This window comes from Heliomarina baculiformis (assembly GCF_019966545.1).
GTDB lineage: Bacteria > Pseudomonadota > Alphaproteobacteria > Rhodobacterales > Rhodobacteraceae > Heliomarina > Heliomarina baculiformis.
On the sequence record NZ_JAIMIC010000018.1, the window covers coordinates 1 to 18,945 of the forward strand.

Consider the following 18,945-nt stretch of genomic DNA (forward strand, 5'->3'; position numbering starts at 1 on the left):
TTTCAGTCCCATAGTCAGTCTCCTTTGTTGCAGTAAATGCTATCAAAGGAGCGGCATCAAACCGCGACAGGTCCAGTGCGTTTTCGAAGCATTTGGTGTTCAGCTTCAAATGCTTTCTCAAAGTAGCGCCAGGTTCGAAGCTCTGGAGTTCGTCTGGACTTGTCTACCTTCCGGGCAAGCGTCGGGAGGATAATATGTTCGACGCTGTGTCCAGCGGCTACAAAAGCCAACAAGGTTTCTATGTCGTCCTCCAGAAAACGCTGGTTTTCTTCTGTTGCCCAACCGCCCAGCGCATCGAATGCATCTTCGAGAAGGTCACAAGGGCGCGTCGGAGTAAGTAGTATGTTTTTCAGTTGTTTTACTAATTCGGTCAGGTTCTTCCCGGCCCTGATGTCCGGATTGCCTATGGATCTTCGTATCGAAAGCTAGTTGTAGAGCTGTGTACTTGTCTTCTTTGATGGTGGGGCCGAGCTTCGGATGCCCTTTCTGAGGGAGTATGCGACGGTCTGGCCATGCGCAAAGGTGAACAACGCTTGTCATCCGGCCATCGTGCTTTTTGAACCGGCCGATCCGCCGAATAAGGCCCAGTTGCTCAAGGTCATTGAGATGTTTTGCCACGGTTCGCACGCTACAGCCGGTCTCCATGGCGAGGGTTCTTCGACTGCAGAAACTGCAACCAAAATCGTCGGAGTGAGTGGCAAGCGTCACGAGAAGACTTCGCGACTTACCTTTAACCTCGGCAGACGAACGAGCCCAAGCCGTAGCTTTTATGAGAACAAATGTTTTGGCGTGGTTTCCGGGGCGATGCTTGGCTAACTGATAACCGTCCTTCATGCCTGGTCTCCCCCTACCTGCGCAAGGGACGAGACCAAGCAATTTCGAACGACGATGCTCTGCTGTCGCGGCAACCGGCGAGTTGTGGAAGTAAACTCCGAAGATCTTGGGTCAAAGACGACCGCGTGCGTGACTTGTTGGGAGCGCTCGCTAGAGCGTCCCTGTTGGATTGGTGGTAAAGCTTTTTTCCCTAATCCGCGGATATGTTTCATCGGTGTCTCCTGCGATTTCAAACTCAGAGATCAAATTCGAATCTCTCCGTCCGAAAGCTGCACCGGGAGGCGAACCGGAATTTAGGAACAAACCGGAATTTAACTTTAAGGGTAATTCCGGTCTGCTGCTTATTTGGTATGGTTGGTATATCGATATGTGAAGCAAGAGGAGTCCAATTCGACAGTCTTGTTACTGCTGGTATCCAGAAAGAAACAATTAAAACAAGGCCACGAAACTTAGTCGCTACGTGCGCAGGCGTCGCTCAGTGACCAGTTTTTTAATTGTTAAAACAAATAGGTAAATGGTCTTCGGTACACCTTTAGAATAGAGAATCAGCTCCGATTTACATCACGCGAGAAAGTCAACCGGAAGACCGGAACAAACCGGAATTTAGTGCGTTAGGTAATTCCGGTCGCGCTGGTTGAAACAGAAATATTGGTTCTTAAGCGGTGATATTTTGAGCGCTAAAATCATACCAATTTAGCGCTATGAAGTTCGAGCCGTAATTCGGGAACTGATACGACTGGGCGGTTTCAAGGAATTGGGAGCAAGTTTCGCTGTCGACATAAGAACGTCATCGCAACACTGACGGTTTGACTTGTCTGCGGGGAGGCTTCAGGCCGCAGTGCAAACAGCCGGAACTGCGGTCTAAATGTAACTTTTTGCAGCGCCAGTTTCGCTTCGTGGGGGGCATCCGCCTCGTCGGGAGCTTACATTCGCAGAATTACTTTGCCGGAGGCTGATCGCGCCGCTGTGTCGAGCGCTTCGCGGTAATTTTCGAGCGAATAGCTGTGGGTGATCGCTGGGGCGAGGTCCAATCCTTTAGTGAGCGCCTCTTGCAAGTCTGTCCAGCCTTCGTCCAATAAACGACCGTAGACTCCCTCAAGTCGAATCTCGCGCAGCACGATCTGCCCTGCGACATCCACCGGCACGTCAGCGGCAGGAAGTCCTACTGTTACCACACCGCCTCCCGCACAGGGCATAGCGAGCGCGGAAGCAAGCGCGGCTGGAGCGCCCGATGTTTCTATGACGGCATCCGTCTGTCGGGCGGTGCTCGTGTCGGTTTTGGTATTGGGCGCGATAGCATCGTGCGCTCCGCAGGCGAGAGCAAGCGACCTGCGAATCTCTGAGGGTTCGATTGCTAACACACGCGTGGCACCGAGGTGTCGAAGTGCGAGGATCGTGAGCAGCCCGATCGGACCGCAGCCAGAAACGGTCACATTGTTTCCGTAACGCAAAGCGCGCCGGGCGGCTCGAAGCCCGATTCCGGCGGGTTCCATGGAGGCGACCTGTTCGTCTTGAATTCCCGTCGGCGCTCGCCGCAGTAATGCGACCGGAACGGTGGCGTAATCGCCGAACGCACCCAGCCCGAGACTGGTGAAGGTCTTGAGGACCTCGCATGTATGGCCTCGCCCCTGCAGACATTGGGCGCAGGACGCACAGCCAAGGTGGGTTTCGGCGCTCACCCGGTCGCCTGGTGCAAAGCCGAGGCCCGGTGCGATTTCGACAATTTCGGCGCAGAGTTCGTGGCCGAGTGGCAAGGGCGTACGATAGCGTTTTGCCGCCCAGCTATTCCAGCCGATAATGTGCAGATCCGTACCGCAGATCCCCGCGCAGCTTATTCGCAAGAGTGCTTCGTCTGGACCGGGGGATGCGAGGGGGCGATCAACCAGTTTTACGGCTTGTGCTAAGGGGTGGGCCAAGATCAGACTGCGAGTTGTGAGGGGAACGTTCACTGCGCCACACCGCCGATCGTTAATCCGCCACAAACCGGCAACGATTGCCCGGTAACGAAACCCGACGCTTCGGACAGAAAGAAATCGGCTGTCGCCGCCACATCCTCCGGCAGTCCAAGGCGTCCGACCGGAACGCTCGCCACAACCTTCTTTGTCACTTCGCTCTCAGGCGGGTTGGCCGCGCGGTAAAGTTCTGTCTCAATGGGGCCGGGGGCAATTGCGTTCACAGTTATCCCGAATGGAGCAAGCTCTAGCGCCCAGACTTTGGTCTGCGTCGTTAGCGCGCCCTTTGAGCCGCCATAGGCGGTGCGCAGCGCTCGCCCAAAGGCAGAGCGGCTGGTGATGTTCACTACCCGGCCAAAACCACGTCGCTTCATTGCTGGAAGGGAGGCCTTTACAATCATCGCGGGAGCTAACGCGTTGACAACCATTGTCGTGTGGTAGTCTTCTGGGGTGAGTTCTTCAAGGTCAGCGATCCGTGCAATTCCGGCGCAATTGACCACGCGCGTAATGTCATGGGTCGCGGTAATCTTCTGCATGGTGGCCAGCAACCGGTCGGATTTTGACAAATCGCAGAGTTCGGTGGTCCAGTCCACCGTGCCGCTGGGTTTGGCAATATCGAGGCCGATCACGAGTTCGCCCAGCGAGGAACGCGCAGCCGCGATGGCACGTCCTATCCCGGAGGACGCTCCGCTCACAAGAGTGGTCTCGGGAAACGTCATGTCTGCACCTTTCTGAAGGAATGGCGTTTGACCAGTTCCGCGTCGAGCACATCTGACGCGCGGCCGGCCAGTGTTTGCGCCTCTTCGCGCAACATTTGGGAGAGTTCTGTAAGGCGCTCGCCCTCTAGGCGAGAGGAGATTGCGGCAATGCTGAGGGCGGCCACGGCGGTGCCGTCGCGACGCAGAATTGGCGCCCCGAGGCCTGACATGCCTGAGATGAGCTTGCCATCGTTCAGGGAAAACCCACGATCACGTGTCTCTGCGATCTTTTCCTCGAGGTAGGCGGTGTCAAAGCCATAGGTCGCGCGGCGGACCGCGTCTTCCGCTAGAAGCCTTCTGCGGTCGTCCTCAGGCTGGAACGCGAGCAGGGACAAGCTTCCGGCCCCGATGCCGAGAGGGCGGTGATCGCCGAGCGCAAGTGTAAGGGTTTTGATTGGAAAGTTGCCTTCGCGCCGATCCACGCAGACCGCGTCGTTGCCAGAACGGTAGCTGAGGTAGACCGTGTCGGAAGTTGCTGCGCAAAGACGTTCAAGACTTGCATCAGCGTAGGGCGCCAGCCCGTAGCGCGAGAGCGCCGCTGCGGTCCATGACACCATTTTGAGCCCGACGAGATAACGGTTCGTTTCAGGGTCCTGGTCAATGAGCCCATGTTCGATCAGACCGGCCAATAGCCGGTGAACCGTGGAGCCGCCCAGGCCCGAGCGCTCCGTCACGTCTGTCATCCGCAGCCCGTTCGGCCCAGACGCGGCTATTATGTCAATCACCTGGGCTGCGCGCGCCACGTTCTGGTGGTCGCCTTTGCGCCCCGTCGTTTCTTTCGAGTCTGGCATGTTCTCCTCTCAGCTTCTGCAAGGGGGTTGACGGGATCATACTTAACATGTTGTGTTTGGATAAGGCAAAAAAAATTTCCGTTTATCGGAAAACAAAGGAGGACGCCTTGCTATTTGGATCCGTCACCGAGCTGCAGCGCGAGGCGCACAGTGGCGTCCATGCCGTGGTTGGGTCTCATGGTGGCGTAGCAACCGGGCGCCATGCCCTGTCGGTCGAAGTTGCCTCATTAGTGGTGCATGACGCCGGCTTTGGGCTGGACGACGCCGGCATTGCAGCGCTGAAAATCCTTGAGAGCAAAGGTATTCCCGCTGCGGCGGCCGGCCATGACAGCGCGCGGATTGGTGATGCAGAGGACGTACTGGCCAGAGGAATCGTGTCGGCCTGCAATGCACGGTCCCGCAGAGCTGGGGTGGCACCCGGCATGACAGTGGCCGAAGCTCATACGCGGATGGTCTCAGCAGGTTCAGTGAGTGGACGGGGAGACTCTGCCACCGGACCTTCGTTTCACATGGAGGAGCTTCCGAAGGTTCACGAGTGTCGCCTTTGGCTTCTCGATAGCGCTTCGATGATTACGGCCGAAATGGCTGGCGGTATCGCCATCACCGGCTCTCATGGCGGTCTTCCCGGTGGTAGTGCCAAACGTGCTGCAAAGGCCGACGTTAAGTTCTGCGTCTTCAACGATGCCGGAATCGGCCGGGACGAAGCTGGCATATCAAGGCTGTCACCCCTCGATACGCGGAACATCCCGGCGGCTTGCGTCGAGGCCGCGTCCGCACGGATCGGCGAAGCGGCCTCGACCTATGCCACGGGCCGCATATCTCGCGTGAACAACAGCGCGCACCTCCTTGGTGTGCGCTCCGGCCAAAGCGTACAGGCGGCCATAGAGGCGCTGCTCGCCGCCCACTCAGGCGCGTCATCGCACTGACATGAAACAAAATCAGGACAAACTACAAATGAACTCAGCCGATACACATCAGACCAGCAACTCCAAGGTCACCATGACTGGCGCAGAGGCGATCGTCGAAATCCTCGAGCGTGCCGATGTCGGTCCGATGTTCGGCATGGGCGGGTTCCAGCTTCTGCCGTTTTACGAAGCCGTTCGTGGGAAAGGCCTGCAGCACTCACTTATCAACGACGAGCGGGTCGGTTGTTTTGCTACCGATGCATGGGCGCGGATCAGTGGACGGCCGGGTGTCTGCGATGCCACCTTGGGGCCAGGCGCAACCAATCTGGTGACCCCCCTGGTCGAAAGCCTGAACGCGGGCGTCGCCCAAATCGCCTTTATTGGCGACACCCATCGTGACCACTCGTGGAAGAATATGACGCAGGAGTCGCGACAGGCGGAGATTTTGCGGCCGGCCGTCAAGGATGTGATCCGAATTGAGAAGGCAGAACGTGTGCCGGAATTAGTGCGAAGGGCTTATGCCTTGGCCACCTCCGGCCGCCCCGGTCCGGTGGTCGTCGATGTGCCGGAAGATGTTGCGCATGACATGATCGAATACCGGACCGAGGATTTCTGGATAGACCCGGTCACCACTCGGTTCCCCGCGTACCGATCCCGCCCCGCTTCGGAGGATATTGAGCGCGCGGCCGCGCTGATTGCCAAGGCGGAGCGACCGCTATTATTGGTCGGGGGGGGCGTCCATATCTCACAAGCTTACGAAGCGTTGCGTGATCTGGCGGAAGCACAGTCCATTCCAGTGGCTCATACCCTATCGGGCAAGGGTGCAATCGCCTGTACCCACGGTCTGTCGGCGGGGCTGTTCGGCCGGTATTCTCGGATTGCAAACGACCTAATCGAAAAATCCGACTGTCTAATCGTGGTCGGGTGTAAGCTCGGTGAGATCGCTACCAAGCGCTTCCAACTCTTCAATCGTCGGGTGCCGCTCATCCATCTTGAGGTGATGCCCGAGGAAATTGGCCGCACCACTGCGGCGGATGTGGCTCTGCTGGGCGATGCCCGTCTCGGACTTGAGGACTTGGAAGAGGCGCTTTCGGATTCCAGCGCCAAAGCCAGAGAAGCGCGCGCTTCCTATGTGGCGGAACTGCCCAAGCGCATGGCCAAATGGCGTGAGGAGGCTCGCGAAAAGCTGGAATCGGATGAACGGCCGATCAACATGGGTCGGCTCGTAAACGAGCTGAACCAGGTCATGCCGGAAGAATCGGTTCTGGTGACGGATGGTGGTTTTGCTGCGCATTGGGGCGGGCTGCTCTACGATACCAAGGCTGCCGGGCGCCGCTTCATAGCTGATCGTGGATTTGCCTCGATCGGGTATGGGCTGCCGGGCGCCATGGGCGCGCAGCTTGCAGTGCCGGATCAGCCAGTCGTTGCCATCACCGGGGACGGCGGCTTCAACATGGTCATTGGCGAACTGGAAACCGCGCGAAGGCTCGGAACTCCTTTCACGCTGGTCATCGTGAACAACGCGGCCTCGGGCTACATCAAGGCCCTGCAACACGCCATGTACGGCGAGTACCAATCGTCCGATCTGATTGAAATGGACTACGCACAAATTGCACAGGGCTTCGGTTGCCATGGGATCAGAGTTGAGGACCCCGGCGAACTGGGCGCGGCATTCCGCGAAGCCAACGCGGAACGAAGCTTGCCGTCTGTGATCGACGTGGTTGTCACCCGCGACCCGTCACGCATGTTGCCGGGTGTCGACAACCGCACGCTGAAGGTCACCAAGGGCGACCGGCCTGTCTAACTCAATGCTTTGAGGAGAAATTTTTCCGCTTGACGCGCGAGGTGCCGGGCGGATCTTGGGAGGAGGAATAAGCAGATGAAAGCCGTCACGGGTTTTCTAGACCTTATAGACAAACTCCTGCTCGCCATTGGGGCGCTTGCAGTGGTGCTTGTCATGGGCATCGGCGTGGCTGAGATCCTTGGACGCGGCATCTTCAATGCGCCGATCCGGGGCCAGATCGATGTGATCGAGTCACTGATGCCTTTGGTGGCCCTGCTCGCGCTCGGCTACAATCTTCGTGACGGATCGCATATTCGTATGTCTCTGCTAATCGACCGGCTGCCCGACCGATTGCGCTTTGCGACCGAGGCGGCAGGCCTGACCTTGGGCGCCATCATTGGGACCATCTTGGCCATTGGGGCCGCCGAATTCGGAGCGCGCGCGCTACGGTTCTCCGACAGTACGCCCGATCTGCGTCTGCCCACTTGGCCGGTGAAATACGTCGTGGCTTTTTGCCTCGCTCTCTTTGCTCTGCGGTGTGCGCTTTATGCCGTGTCCTACCTGCGCGCCTGCTTCGGTGCCGATCCGGGTTCGCTGACGCTTCCCGCCCCCAATCATGAATATGACGGTGAGGATGCTCGCGATGTTTGATCCAACGGTTCTGGGTTTTGCGAGCATAGTCTTCCTGCTCGTGCTGGTGGCGCTCGGCGTGCGAATTTTCGTTGCAGCAGCGTTGACTGGTTTCCTCGGCCTCCTGATTATGCGCGGCTGGACTGCCGCGATTGGTCTGGCTGGGCTGACGCCCTATGCAAAGACTGCCGACTATTCCTTCTCCGTCCTGCCAATGTTCATCCTGATCGGCTTTCTAGCCTACCATGCGGGCATCACACGCAGTCTTTTCGAAGCGGCGCGGATCTGGGTTGGTCGGCTGAACGGCGGACTGGCGGTGTCCACTGTTCTTGCAACTGCGGGCTTTGCGGCAGTGTCGGGTGCGTCGACGGCCACTTCGGCAGTCTTCTCGCGCATCGCATTGCCTGAGATGCTTTCTCGTGGATATTCCGTCTCCATCTCGGCGGGCGTCGTGGCCGCAGGCGGCACGCTCGCCTCGTTAATCCCGCCAAGCGGAATCCTCGTGATCTACGGCATCATTGCCGAAACCTCGATTGGTAAGCTGCTGCTCGCAGGCTTCGTGCCGGGTATACTGTCGGCGGCTATTTACGTCGGCACTGTGATCATCATGTTTCGTTTGCGCCCCGATCTCGGCCCGCGCGGCGAAGCGCATCCCATGTTGTCGAAGCTGAAAGCCACCAAGGGTGTCAGCGGCGTTGCCATCGTTGTGGCAATCATACTCGGGGGGCTCTACACAGGTTGGCTTACACCGACCGAAACCGGCGCGGCCGGGGCTTTCGTGATGTTGCTCCTCTGCCTCGCGCGCAAGGAGTTCACTGCTGGAAAGCTGAAGGATGCACTCATCGAGACCGTCAAAGTCACCGCGATGATCTTTGCGATCATCTGGTCTGTGCTCATCTATGTCCGCTTCCTAGGTTTTTCCGGGGTGCCCGGAGAACTGGCCGAATGGGTCCTTTCGCTCGACATGAACCGTTACACAATCCTTATCATGATCCTGCTGTTCTACGTTGTGCTAGGCATGTTCATGGACGCGATCGGAATGCTTCTCCTGACCCTGCCGATTGTGATTCCTACGATACAGGGCCTCGGGTTCAACGAAATCTGGTTCGGCATCATCTTGGTAAAGATGGCTGAGATTTGCCTAATCACTCCGCCCATCGGCCTCAACTGCTTTGTCGTCCATGGTGTTCGCCCAGACATTCCCATGTCCAAGATCTTCAAGGGTGCGTTCCCCTTCTTTATCGCGGATGTCGCCACGGTCGCTGTGCTCATAATGCTGCCGGAGATCGTTCTCTGGTTGCCGGAAGCGATGTCGGGCTGAGGCGCCTGACCGCATAAACCATTAATCGTGAACCAATAGCGGAGGAGAGAAAGCTATGAGGAAATTCGCCAAGGCCACTGTATTCGCGGCCGTCGTGGCTGCAATGGGCAGCAGCGCGCTCGCGCAAGACATTGTGGAAGGTCCGGAGGTGACGTGGAATGTGTCGCTCTGGGGTAACCCGCGCGCATTTACCCAACCTGCAGAAGACTTCAGTGAATTACTTGCTGAACGCACCGGCGGCAAGTTCGAGTTCAAGCTCTTCTACGGTGCCCAACTTTCGGCACCGCGCGAGAATCTCGACGGCCTCCAGATCGGTGCCTTTGAAGCTGCTTACTATTCGTCGTCGTTCTCTCCGGACCGCAATCCTGTTGCAATGGGGCTGGACCTGCCGTTCCTTCCTGTTGCTAATCTCGAAGCGCGTCAAAGGGTTGTGGAAGCCTACCAGAATAGCCCTGAAGCTCAGGCTGAATGGTCGGATTTGGGGGTCAAATGGCTGCATGGCGTACTTGTTCCGCAGTTCGAATTCATGGGCGCGGGCGAAGCGCCGAGAACGCTTGAGGATTGGTCGGGCAAACGCGTGCGCGCGCTAGCGGGGTTGGCAGAAGCAATGAACTCGCTTGGCGCTACCTCTGTGTCGATCTCACCGCCGGAGGTCTATACTTCGCTGGAGCGCGGCGTGATCGATGCGGCTTCGTTTCCGTTCAGCTATGCGCACGGTTCCTACGGGCTCCACGAGGTCTCGTCGTGGTACACCGACAATCTGAATCCTGGTGTTAACCACGCGTTTATCTTCGCCAGCCAAGCAGCATGGGATGACCTACCGGAGCAGTACAAGACGCTCTTCATGGAGGTGAAGGACGAGGTCTACCGTCGCAATATAGAAGCGATGGCTGCGGCTGACGAAAAATGGTTGCCGATCTTCGAGGAAGCCGGTCTCACGGCAATAAGCTATTCGGAGGAAGAACTGGAGCGCTGGCGCGAGGACGTTGCGAAACCTCTCTGGGACGACTGGGTCGTCCAGCAGAACGACGCAGGGCGTGACGGTCAGAAGCTGCTCGATCTGATCCTGGATACTGCTGCACAATAATCTAGCTCTGAGCGGCGGGGAGCAATCTCTGCCGCTCGGCAGGATGAACACTCGGTGGGGTTCTGTCAGGGCGATGGGCTTGAGGAGGGCAGGGTGGCCGCATAGCTTTCGGCCATGACAAATCCGAACCCGTTCCGCTACTTTCGTACGAGCCGCGATATCATCCGGCTGGCCGTCATGATGTATGTCAGATTTTCGCTGTCACTGCGGAACGTCAAGGCCCTGTTGCATGAGCGCGGGATTGACGTGAGCCACGAGTCTGTCCGGTTTTGGTGGTAGCGATTTGGCCCGATGTTCGCCGCCGAAAATCCGCAAGAAGCGGGCTGAGCGTCTTCGGTCCTGGCCTCGATGGCGATGGCATTTGGATGAGATGTTCTTGAAGGTCAACGGTGAGCGGCACTACCTTTGGCGGGCTGTCGACCACGAGGGCGAGGTTCTGGAAAGCTTCGTGACCAAGACGCGGGACAAGGAGGCGGCATTGAAATTCCTGAAGAAATCGATGAAGCGCCAGATCTGTGGCAATTTTGATGTCGCAATCGTCCACCACGAACCGTTTGCGCTGAATTGGCGATCCATGAAACCGTGGCCGCAGCAAGATTGGGAAAGGTAGATCGTTCCGAAACAGTCTTTGATGCCAAATTGAATGAGTAATCCTCTAACGATTTCCTTGATGCCGACCGCTAAGAGGCGGCGATAGGCTGCGAAACCATCGCAAGGATCGCATCGACGATTTGCTGGCGCATTTCCGATTGTGTTTGTTCCTCGAAGAGTTCGGTCCCGAAGATGGCGGAAAATGTTGGACGGTTCGACACGTTGAAGAAACTAAAGGCGCTGATTTGCCAGTGAAGCCTTAACGGATCGATCCCGTCTCGAAAGACGCCTTGCTCTTGTCCGCGCCCGCAAATGCTCGATAGTTTTTCGATGGCCGCCACGTTCATGTCACGAATGACCTGCGAGGCCGACAAATGCTCGGCGTTATGTATGTTCTCGATCATAACCATGCGGATGAAATCGGGGTTCCGTCGGTGATGATCAAAGGTAAAGGCGACGAGACGCGCCAGCCCCTCTCGAGGGGGCAGGTGATCAAGATCAAGAGAGGCCTCGCCTTCGCGTACCTTTAGATAGGCCGCCTCAAGCGCGGAGGTGTAAAGGCCCAGCTTGTCGCCGAAGTAATAGTAGATCATCCGCTTCGACGTACGTGTGCGCGATGCGATCGTATCGACTCGCGTGCCTGACAGGCCATTGGCCGCAAATTCCGAAACGGCAACCGTTAGGATGTCCTGTTTCACGGCATCCGGGTTCTGGGTCCATCCCCGTCGATCTGAGTCTGTCGTAGTCGCCATGCCGTCCCTCTATCCGAGCCATAGCAGAAAACAAATGTTCCAGTCAGTACATTTCTCTTGACAATTGTACCGTGTGGAACATTTTGGGGAAAGGCAGTGGTTGGGGAGGACCGAGCGAATGCGGTCGGCGCAGCAGGATACAGGGACAGACACGGGAATCATGGCGTTCCGGATGGGTCTTGTGGGGCGTGGTATCCGGCTGTCCCGTACTCCGGCCATGCACGAAGCAGAAGCTGATGCGCAGGGCTTGAAATGCCGCTATGACCTGCTCGACACAGAAGCAGGGACCGACGGCTCACTGGCTGAAATTTTAGACCGGGCCGAAAATGCTGGATATGCTGGGCTCAATGTGACCTACCCGTACAAGCAGGATGTGATCGCGCATCTGCACCAACTGTCGGATGCCGCAAAGCGCATTGGGGCCGTCAACACCGTAGTCTTTCGCGATGGACGTCGCTTTGGTCACAACACGGATTTCTGGGGCTTCTCCGAAAGCCTTCGGCGTGGACTGTCCAATGCAAACCTTGATTCTGTTCTGCTGATCGGGGCAGGTGGGGCGGGGGCTGCGCTGGGACACGCGCTGGCCGATTTGGGCGTCACGCGGTTGATGATTGCCGACACCCGGACCGAGGTCGCACAAGCGCTGGCGCTTGGCGTCGGTCCGGTTGCGACCGCCGTAAGCAATCTTGCCGAGGCCGCTTCTGCCTGCGACGGTATCGTCAATGCCACGCCAGTCGGCATGGCGAAACTGCCAGGCACCCCCATCGATGCTAAGCTACTAAGTGAGCGCCACTGGGTGGCGGATATCGTGTATTTCCCGTTGGAAACGGCATTCCTGAAGGCCGCGCGAGCGACAGGATGCCGGACCCTAAGCGGCGAGGGCATGGCGGTGTTTCAGGCTGTTCGCGCGTTCGAACTCTTCACCGGCAGGCCGGCGGATCCGGATCGGATGCGTCAGACCTTCCGCCATCTGGGTGAGGCGTAAGAGCGTCATGAAGACAGGCATCGCAACTGTTTCGATATCCGGCAACCTCGAGGAAAAGATCGAGGCCATAGCCGCCGCCGGATTTACCGGAATCGAGATATTCGAACAGGACTTCATCGCTGATATTCGCAGTCCGCGGGCAGTGGGGCAGCGCATCCGGGACGCAGGGCTGGAGGTCATGTTGTTTCAACCTTTCCGCGATTTCGAAGGGCTGCCTGAAGGGTTGCGCGCCAAGGCCTTTGATCGTGCTGAACGAAAGTTCGATGTGATGCAAGAACTGGGCTGTGACCTCGTTCTGGTCTGTTCCTCAGTCCACCCAGAGGCCCTCGGCGGGATTGATCGGACGGCCGCCGATTTTGCCGAACTGGGCGATCGTGCAGCTGCGCGTGATCTTCGCGTCGGCTACGAGGCGTTGGCTTGGGGTCGGCACGTGAATGACCATCGCGACGCATGGGAAATCGTCCGCCGCGCGGATCATTCGTCGGTCGGGTTGATTCTCGACAGTTTTCATACTCTCGGCCGAGGAATTGATCCGGAAACCATCCGGCGCATCCCCGGGGATCGCATTTTCTTTGTCCAACTGGCCGACGCCCCTGCGATAGAGATGGACTTGCTGTATTGGTCACGTCACTTTCGTAACATGCCTGGCGAAGGCGATCTCGCCGTCACGAACTTTATGCGCGCCGTGATGGCGACGGGCTATGCTGGCCCGGTAAGCCTCGAAATCTTCAATGACCAGTTCCGAGGGGGCAGTCCGGCTACGATCGCTCAGGATGGGCATCGTTCCCTGATCGCGCTGATGGACGATGTGCGCCGTGCTGAACCCACTGCGGCTGCCGACATTCCTGAGTTGCCGGCACCTGTACGGGTTCGCGACACGTCCTTCTTGGAATTCGCGGCGCGGGGCGAAGAGCTGTCCGAGCTGGAAAACCTGCTGCAAAGCATGGGTTTCAGCCGCGTTGGCCGGCATGTCTCGAAGCAAGTTACCCTCTGGCAGCAGGGCGACATCCGCATCGTTCTAAATGCAGAAACCACCGGTCATGCAGCTGCTACGTGGAATGCCCGGGGCACGACGGTTTGCGACATTGGGCTTTCGGTGGATTCCGCCCCGGACACGGTGGAGCGGGCAACGGCTCTTGGGGCGCGGCCCTTTTCGCAGCCTCTCGGCCCCGGCGAACTGCCGATCCCCGCGATCCGTGGTTTGGGTGGAAGCGTGATGCATTTCATTGACCAGGGTGACCTGTCCGAAGTCTGGGATGTGGAATTCCGGCCCGAGGATGGATCCGCTGAATGGGCGGGACTCATCCGGATCGATCACGTCGCGCAGACCATGACCTATGACGAGATGTTATCGTGGTCACTGTTCTATACGTCGCTCTTCGACATGCAAAAGGCTCCGATGGTCGATGTGGTCGACCCTGACGGCCTTGTGCGCAGCCGTGCCATCGCCAGCCCGTCGGGTGATTTTCGTATTACGTTGAACGGGGCCGAAACTCACAGGACGCTTGCCGGCGCTTTCCTGGCAGAAGGATTTGGCGGAACGGTCCAGCACGTCGCGCTGGCCACCGATGATATTTTCGCGACCGCCAGTGCGCTTGCAGATAGCGGTTTCGAGCCTCTCGACCTGTCGCCTAACTACTTCGACGATCTGGAGGCACGCTTTGACCTCGACCCGGCGATGCTGAGGCGCATGCGTAAGGCAAGCATTTTGTATGACGCCGACGATAAGGGAGAGTTCTTCCAGATGTATTCGCGCCCATTCGCGGGGCAAATGTTCTTTGAAATAGTCGAACGACGGGGTGCGTATGCCGGATACGGGGCGCCGAACGCTCCCTTCCGGATCGCCGCGCAGAAGCGGTTCCAGCGGACAAAAGGTATACCCGCTAACTGAGATGTCTAGGTCGAATTATTTTTTGGCCCGCAAAGCTTACTAAATCTCACCGGGTAACCGGTGGTAATGTCAAAGGGAGGAAATCAATGACATACTTTACTCGCCGGACCGCGCTCGCGGCCGCAATCGCCGCAACCACGGCGTTGACCCTACCAGGGCTGGCTCTGGCACAGGACAAGCCTACGCTGCGCCTGTCTTCGGTGGTGTCCGACAACGACATCCGCGCAGAAGCATTTGCCGAAATTGCCGAGGCGGTATCGGGCAGTTTCGACATGCAGGTTTTCAACGGCGCGACTCTCGTGTCCCAAGGGTCTGAGATGACGTCGATTCAGCGGGGCAATCTCGAAATGGGTCTGATCGCACCCCAGACCATCGCCGAACAGATTCCGGCGTGGTCTATCGTGACCTCTGCCTACTTGTTCAGCGATTCCGATCACCTGAAAGCAACCTTCGATAGCGACGTCGGTGAAGAGTTGAACGCCATGGCCGCCGAGGCTGGTATCCACGTTCTGGCTCCCGTCTACTTTGGCACCCGCCAGGTGAACCTCGCTCCCGAAATGGAAGTCATGACACCCGAAGATCTAAGCGGCGTGACCATGCGGATGCCCGGGGGTGATGCGTGGCAGTTCCTGGGCGAAGCTATTGGCGCTAATCCGACCCCGCTGGCCTATGCAGAGGTCTACACGGCTCTGCAAACCGGTGCGATCGACGGTCAGGATAACCCGCTGCCAAATGACTACAACATGAAGTTCTACGAAGTGACGAGCCAGATCGTCCTCACCGGACACCTAATCGGTTTCGACGTGCTCGCGATCTCCAAAGAACTCTGGGATGGGTTCACGCCCGAACAGCAGGAAACCCTGCAATCCGCAGTGGACGAGGCGATAGAGAAGTCCACTCAAAGACACCTCGACCGCGAATCCGAGCTGGTGCAGTTCTTCAAGGACGAAGGTCTGAAGGTCTACGAACCCGACCGGATCGCTTTCCGCGACTTCGCCCAGCAGAAATATCTGGAATCCGAGTTCGCAGCCAGCTGGCCGGAAGGTATGGTTGATCGTATCAACGCGCTGGCAGAATAAGTCACGCTACACCTGACGCCGCCGGACCCGCTGTATGCGGGGCCGGTGCATGCGGATTTCGAAAATGAGCACCCCATCCCAACCAATTCGAACGCTGCGCGGTTTGGCCGAAGCAGTTCCGGCAATCCTCTTGGCCACAATGTTCGTCTGTTTCATCATCCAGGTCTTCATGCGCTATGTCATGAATAGCCCCGTTGGCTGGACGGTAGAGGTCTGCGTGATCGCCTGGTTGTGGATCCTCCTCTGGGGGCAGTCGGTCTCGGCCGAAGAGGTCGACGAGATCCGCTTTGACATTGTCTACGGCAGCGTCCGCACGGAGGTACGCCGCTGGTTCCGTATCATCTTCTCGATCCTGTTGGTTGGCATCTATGCTTGGTCGCTGCCTGCCCTGTGGGACTTTGTGACTTTCATGAAGATCCAAAAGACCTCTTACCTCGATATACGCTTTAATTGGGTCTATTCCATCGCGCTCATCTTCTCTGTTGTGTCCGTTTTGCGATACGCGTGGATATTTTGGGGCGCGGCGAGCGGTCGAAACACGGGCCTTTCCACGATTGAGGATATCGACCGCAAGGATTTCTCCGAATGAGCTGGGAATTCGGGGTCGCTGTCGCCCTTATCGTCTCCTCCGCGGTCATCGGCCTGCCTATTGGTCATGCCATGCTTGCTTCCTCGGTCTTCTATCTGCTGCTGCAGGGACAGGACATGTCCATCGCTTTCGAGCAGATGCTGACGGGTCTCTATGGGTCGTATGTGCTTCTGGCGATCCCGCTCTTTATTTTCGCGGCCGACTTGATGAACGTGGGTACGCTGTCGGACAAGCTACTGGACTTTTGCCGCGCCCTCGTTGGTCGGTTCCGTGGCGGCTTGGGCCACGTAAATGTCGTGTCTTCTCTAATCTTCTCGGGCATGTCCGGCTCTGCCATCGCCGATGCGGTCGGCATGGGGCGGATCATTATTAACCTTATGACCAAGGACGGCAAATACCCCGGCTCTTACGCCGGGGCGATCACCGCAGCCTCGGCCATCATCGGACCCATTATTCCCCCTTCCATTCCGATGGTGCTCTATGCGCTGGTTTCGGACACTTCCATTGGCTTCTTGTTCTTGGGCGGTGTGGTCCCAGGCTTAATCTTGGGCGTTCTTTTGATGGCGATGAATGCCTGGCAGGCGCGCATCCACAATTATCCGGTCGAGGACCCGGTTCCGTTGCGGGACCTACCGCGTATCACCCTGCGCGCCGTTCCGGCGCTGCTGATGCCCGTTATCCTTCTGGTCGGCATATATGGCGGCATCACCACCCCAACCGAGGCCGCAGCCCTCGCGGCGCTCTATGCCTTCCTCGTTTCGACGGTTTTCTATCGGTCAGTCACGTTGCGTATGGCCTATGACACGGTCCGCCAGAGCGCCAAGTCTACTGCGGCTGTCGGTTTCCTGATCGCTGGTGCGCTGGCTTTCAATTATGTTGTTACCATTGAGCAGGTGCCGAATGTCATTCGCGGCGCACTGGGCGAAACCGAGCTTAACCGCGTGACATTCCTACTGATGGTCAATGCTATGCTGTTGCTTCTGGGCTGTCTGCTTGAGGCGAACGCCATTCTGCTAGTGATCGTGCCGATTTTCCTGCCTACGGCGGTAGCTCTCGGCGTGGACCCGGTGCACTTCGGTGTCATCGTTGTTGTGAACACGATGATCGGCCTCGCGACGCCCCCTTACGGGCTGCTCCTCTTCGTGGTCACGTCGATCACCCGTTCTCCCATCCGCGAAACGATCCGGCACCTGCTGCCTTTCCTCGCCATCATGATCGCCGGCCTCGCGATCATCACATTCCTGCCCGAGCTCGTTCTCTGGCTCCCACGTCTTTACGGCTACACCGGCTGATCCAAGGAGTTTCCGATGTCCGACACGCTGCTCATCATCAATGGTCCCAATCTCGACATGCTTGGGACACGACAGCCTGAGGTCTACGGTCACGATACGCTCAAAGATGTCGAGGCGCTGTGCCAGCGAACTGCCAAAGAGGAAGGTTTAGACATTGATTTCCGGCAGAGCGACAGTGAGGCCGAGATAATGAAATGGATCAAACAGGGGCGTGGTAGCACGGCAGGGTTGCTCATCAATCCCGCCGGTTTCACTTCCACTTCGATCGCGATCCTGGACAGTCTGCTGATCTATGATCGCCCGATCATCGAGGTGCACATCTCACCGCTCTTCAAGCGTGACGAATTCCGCCACCCTAGCCATGTGTCGCGCGCCGCAGCCGCAAAGATCGAAGGCTTTGGTATTCGCGGTTACGAATTCGCGCTGCGCAAACTTGCTGAATGGGCTCGTTCCTGACCCGCGCCTGCTCGAAAGAGCGCAGATCGTGACAAATGAGATAATGGCACTGTTTTACTCCATACGCATGTTGCCGGTGAATACCTTATTCCGCCCAATACAGCGGTCTATGGCCCATTCCTTAAGTCTGGACACGCCCGTTCAACAGGCTTCTTAGAACGATCAGCGTTGGTTTGTGGCCGCATCTGGCCACAAGCTGTTCTACAGAGCGAATTGCTGTTTATGAACGCGTATTGCGCTGACACCGAATGTCTCAACGCAACCTTTTTGTGAGCGGCAATTGTTGGTCGAAAACAGATTTTTCCTGTCGCTATTTTTGGTTTGCAACCCACGGCGTGTGATTGCCTGAGCGGTCAGCAATCGGATGAAACGAGATCGCGCAATCCGTGCGCTGAAGATGGCTGTGGCGATCCGCCAGCCTTCCAAGCGCTGCCTCCACCACACGGACCGTGGCAGCCAGTACTGTTCTCACGATTCTCAGAAGCTTGTGCGGGAGAACGGCCTCCATGTATCGATGAGCGGCAAGGGTAACTGCTATTTCAACACCGCTGTTTTACGTCGGCGACGACAGTCCGCCGGACTGTCGATAGTTTCCCTTCTCACCTTCTTCAAGACGATTAAGGTTGAGCTAATCTGGCAAAGATCGTGGCAGGCGCGCAGAGACTCCGAGCTAGCAATCTTCTAGTCGTCTACGACTTCTGAAATCCGCGGGGGCGGCCCTTAGCATTGGGTTCGAATAGCCCGGTCGCCTTCGAAAGGAAAGTGGCCTAAATGAGTAATTGGAACGGCACAGCACCGCGATACGTCTGCCTATCCGTTAATGTCATAGCGTCCTCCGTAGTCTTGAAGTATCTGAGCGCACGCCCATGGTTCTCGGCTTTGTGGTCCATGCAGGCCGTTGGTGGCGGTCGCCCATAAACCTTCGTCGATTTACAAAATTTCTGTGCGCACTCACCGTGAGCCGATGGAGAACTTCCCGAACGGTATTGTCCGGACCTGTGGCCCGACGTTCCGCTCCCCGAGGAAACTCATCTCTGAATTTGCTGGATTGTATACTTGCCTCAATTTTGCAGGCAACAGGTCAAGAAGCTTTCAGGCGCATCAGAGAGCGTTCGACTTAAGTCCCTTCCCCTCCGCCACTTGCCTCGCTGCAAACTTTCTCCAACGCTCAGCGCTTTCGGATTTTACCCTTCTATTAGAGGGTTATAGAATTGTGGCTGTTGCGTGCCCTGACTAGGAAGTCGGGCAA

The 18,945-nt window shown here is 57.6% G+C and carries 16 protein-coding genes and 2 pseudogenes; 13 read left to right on the plus strand and 5 right to left on the minus strand.

All coding sequences use genetic code 11. The annotated features are described in order from the left end of the window. Positions 1-315: 315 nt before the first annotated feature. The 4 genes from MF268_RS23460 to MF268_RS23475 all read right to left on the minus strand — a co-directional run bounded on the left by MF268_RS23460 (position 316) and on the right by MF268_RS23475 (position 4,335). The gene (locus MF268_RS23460; protein ID WP_238373154.1) at positions 316-834 is read right to left on the minus strand and encodes a helix-turn-helix domain-containing protein; all 519 of its coding nucleotides are present in this window, start codon (positions 832-834) and stop codon (positions 316-318) included. A gap of 923 nt (positions 835-1,757) precedes the next feature. After that, the gene (locus MF268_RS23465; protein WP_337926832.1) at positions 1,758-2,783 is read right to left on the minus strand and encodes a zinc-dependent alcohol dehydrogenase; all 1,026 of its coding nucleotides are present in this window, start codon (positions 2,781-2,783) and stop codon (positions 1,758-1,760) included. After that, positions 2,780-3,505, minus strand: coding sequence for an SDR family oxidoreductase (locus tag MF268_RS23470; RefSeq protein ID WP_238373156.1), 726 nt, complete (start codon positions 3,503-3,505; stop codon positions 2,780-2,782). Before MF268_RS23470 ends, MF268_RS23465 begins: the two co-directional genes overlap by 4 nt. Beyond that, positions 3,502-4,335: an IclR family transcriptional regulator gene (locus MF268_RS23475; protein WP_238373157.1), complete on the minus strand. Its 834-nt coding sequence runs from the start codon at positions 4,333-4,335 to the stop codon at positions 3,502-3,504. The genes MF268_RS23470 and MF268_RS23475 overlap by 4 nt, the downstream gene beginning before the upstream one ends. Positions 4,336-4,442: 107 nt before the next feature. On the opposite strand from MF268_RS23475, the gene MF268_RS23480 reads away from it, so the two are divergent. From MF268_RS23480 to MF268_RS23505, 6 genes and pseudogenes are all read left to right on the plus strand, one after another. Further along, positions 4,443-5,261, plus strand: coding sequence for a hypothetical protein (locus tag MF268_RS23480; RefSeq protein WP_238373158.1), 819 nt, complete (start codon positions 4,443-4,445; stop codon positions 5,259-5,261). A gap of 1 nt (position 5,262) precedes the next feature. Beyond that, on the plus strand, positions 5,263-7,044 hold the full coding sequence (locus MF268_RS23485; protein WP_238373159.1) for a thiamine pyrophosphate-binding protein: 1,782 nt from the start codon (positions 5,263-5,265) through the stop codon (positions 7,042-7,044). Between the two features lie 75 nt (positions 7,045-7,119). Continuing rightward, positions 7,120-7,674: a TRAP transporter small permease gene (locus MF268_RS23490; RefSeq protein WP_238373160.1), complete on the plus strand. Its 555-nt coding sequence runs from the start codon at positions 7,120-7,122 to the stop codon at positions 7,672-7,674. Further along, a complete protein-coding gene (locus tag MF268_RS23495) occupies positions 7,667-8,974 on the plus strand; it encodes a TRAP transporter large permease (protein ID WP_238373161.1) in 1,308 nt (435 codons plus the stop codon). Before MF268_RS23490 ends, MF268_RS23495 begins: the two co-directional genes overlap by 8 nt. A gap of 55 nt (positions 8,975-9,029) precedes the next feature. After that, on the plus strand, positions 9,030-10,061 hold the full coding sequence (gene dctP, locus MF268_RS23500; protein ID WP_238373162.1) for a TRAP transporter substrate-binding protein DctP: 1,032 nt from the start codon (positions 9,030-9,032) through the stop codon (positions 10,059-10,061). 114 nt (positions 10,062-10,175) lie between these two features. After that, positions 10,176-10,569, plus strand: a pseudogene (locus MF268_RS23505) (IS6 family transposase); the annotation flags it as partial. Positions 10,570-10,741: 172 nt separating this feature from the next. Here MF268_RS23505 and MF268_RS23510 read toward each other — a convergent pair. Further along, positions 10,742-11,404 carry a TetR/AcrR family transcriptional regulator gene (locus tag MF268_RS23510; RefSeq protein WP_088635944.1) on the minus strand — a complete coding sequence of 221 codons (663 nt, stop codon included), beginning with the start codon at positions 11,402-11,404 and terminating at the stop codon, positions 10,742-10,744. A 118-nt stretch (positions 11,405-11,522) separates the two neighbouring features. On the opposite strand from MF268_RS23510, the gene MF268_RS23515 reads away from it, so the two are divergent. The 7 genes and pseudogenes from MF268_RS23515 to MF268_RS23545 all read left to right on the plus strand — a co-directional run. Further along, positions 11,523-12,389: a shikimate dehydrogenase gene (locus MF268_RS23515; protein ID WP_238373163.1), complete on the plus strand. Its 867-nt coding sequence runs from the start codon at positions 11,523-11,525 to the stop codon at positions 12,387-12,389. Positions 12,390-12,396: 7 nt separating this feature from the next. Next, positions 12,397-14,280 carry a bifunctional sugar phosphate isomerase/epimerase/4-hydroxyphenylpyruvate dioxygenase family protein gene (locus MF268_RS23520; protein ID WP_238373164.1) on the plus strand — a complete coding sequence of 628 codons (1,884 nt, stop codon included), beginning with the start codon at positions 12,397-12,399 and terminating at the stop codon, positions 14,278-14,280. A gap of 86 nt (positions 14,281-14,366) precedes the next feature. Further along, positions 14,367-15,359, plus strand: a complete 993-nt coding sequence (gene dctP, locus MF268_RS23525) for a TRAP transporter substrate-binding protein DctP (protein WP_238373165.1) — start codon at positions 14,367-14,369, stop codon at positions 15,357-15,359. Positions 15,360-15,423: 64 nt separating this feature from the next. After that, on the plus strand, positions 15,424-15,948 hold the full coding sequence (locus MF268_RS23530) for a TRAP transporter small permease (RefSeq protein ID WP_238373166.1): 525 nt from the start codon (positions 15,424-15,426) through the stop codon (positions 15,946-15,948). Then, a complete protein-coding gene (locus tag MF268_RS23535; RefSeq protein WP_238373167.1) occupies positions 15,945-17,240 on the plus strand; it encodes a TRAP transporter large permease in 1,296 nt (431 codons plus the stop codon). Before MF268_RS23530 ends, MF268_RS23535 begins: the two co-directional genes overlap by 4 nt. A 15-nt stretch (positions 17,241-17,255) precedes the next feature. After that, positions 17,256-17,696, plus strand: coding sequence for a type II 3-dehydroquinate dehydratase (locus MF268_RS23540; RefSeq protein ID WP_238373168.1), 441 nt, complete (start codon positions 17,256-17,258; stop codon positions 17,694-17,696). A 289-nt stretch (positions 17,697-17,985) separates the two neighbouring features. Further along, positions 17,986-18,467, plus strand: a pseudogene (locus MF268_RS23545) (transposase); the annotation flags it as partial. Between the last annotated feature and the right edge of the window lie 478 nt (positions 18,468-18,945).

Excerpts from the sequence above, each read along its gene's own strand:
- MF268_RS23485 (WP_238373159.1), top strand. The coding sequence starts at position 5,263 with ATGAAACAAAATCAGGACAAACTACAAATGAACTCAGCCGATACACAT.
- MF268_RS23530 (WP_238373166.1), top strand. The coding sequence starts at position 15,424 with ATGAGCACCCCATCCCAACCAATTCGAACGCTGCGCGGTTTGGCCGAA.
- MF268_RS23495 (WP_238373161.1), top strand. The coding sequence starts at position 7,667 with ATGTTTGATCCAACGGTTCTGGGTTTTGCGAGCATAGTCTTCCTGCTC.
- MF268_RS23475 (WP_238373157.1), bottom strand. The coding sequence starts at position 4,335 with ATGCCAGACTCGAAAGAAACGACGGGGCGCAAAGGCGACCACCAGAAC.
- MF268_RS23490 (WP_238373160.1), top strand. The coding sequence starts at position 7,120 with ATGAAAGCCGTCACGGGTTTTCTAGACCTTATAGACAAACTCCTGCTC.
- MF268_RS23535 (WP_238373167.1), top strand. The coding sequence starts at position 15,945 with ATGAGCTGGGAATTCGGGGTCGCTGTCGCCCTTATCGTCTCCTCCGCG.
- MF268_RS23510 (WP_088635944.1), bottom strand. The coding sequence starts at position 11,404 with ATGGCGACTACGACAGACTCAGATCGACGGGGATGGACCCAGAACCCG.
- MF268_RS23520 (WP_238373164.1), top strand. The coding sequence starts at position 12,397 with ATGAAGACAGGCATCGCAACTGTTTCGATATCCGGCAACCTCGAGGAA.
- MF268_RS23540 (WP_238373168.1), top strand. The coding sequence starts at position 17,256 with ATGTCCGACACGCTGCTCATCATCAATGGTCCCAATCTCGACATGCTT.
- MF268_RS23470 (WP_238373156.1), bottom strand. The coding sequence starts at position 3,505 with ATGACGTTTCCCGAGACCACTCTTGTGAGCGGAGCGTCCTCCGGGATA.
- dctP (WP_238373162.1), top strand. The coding sequence starts at position 9,030 with ATGAGGAAATTCGCCAAGGCCACTGTATTCGCGGCCGTCGTGGCTGCA.
- MF268_RS23460 (WP_238373154.1), bottom strand. The coding sequence starts at position 834 with ATGAAGGACGGTTATCAGTTAGCCAAGCATCGCCCCGGAAACCACGCC.
- MF268_RS23515 (WP_238373163.1), top strand. The coding sequence starts at position 11,523 with ATGCGGTCGGCGCAGCAGGATACAGGGACAGACACGGGAATCATGGCG.
- dctP (WP_238373165.1), top strand. The coding sequence starts at position 14,367 with ATGACATACTTTACTCGCCGGACCGCGCTCGCGGCCGCAATCGCCGCA.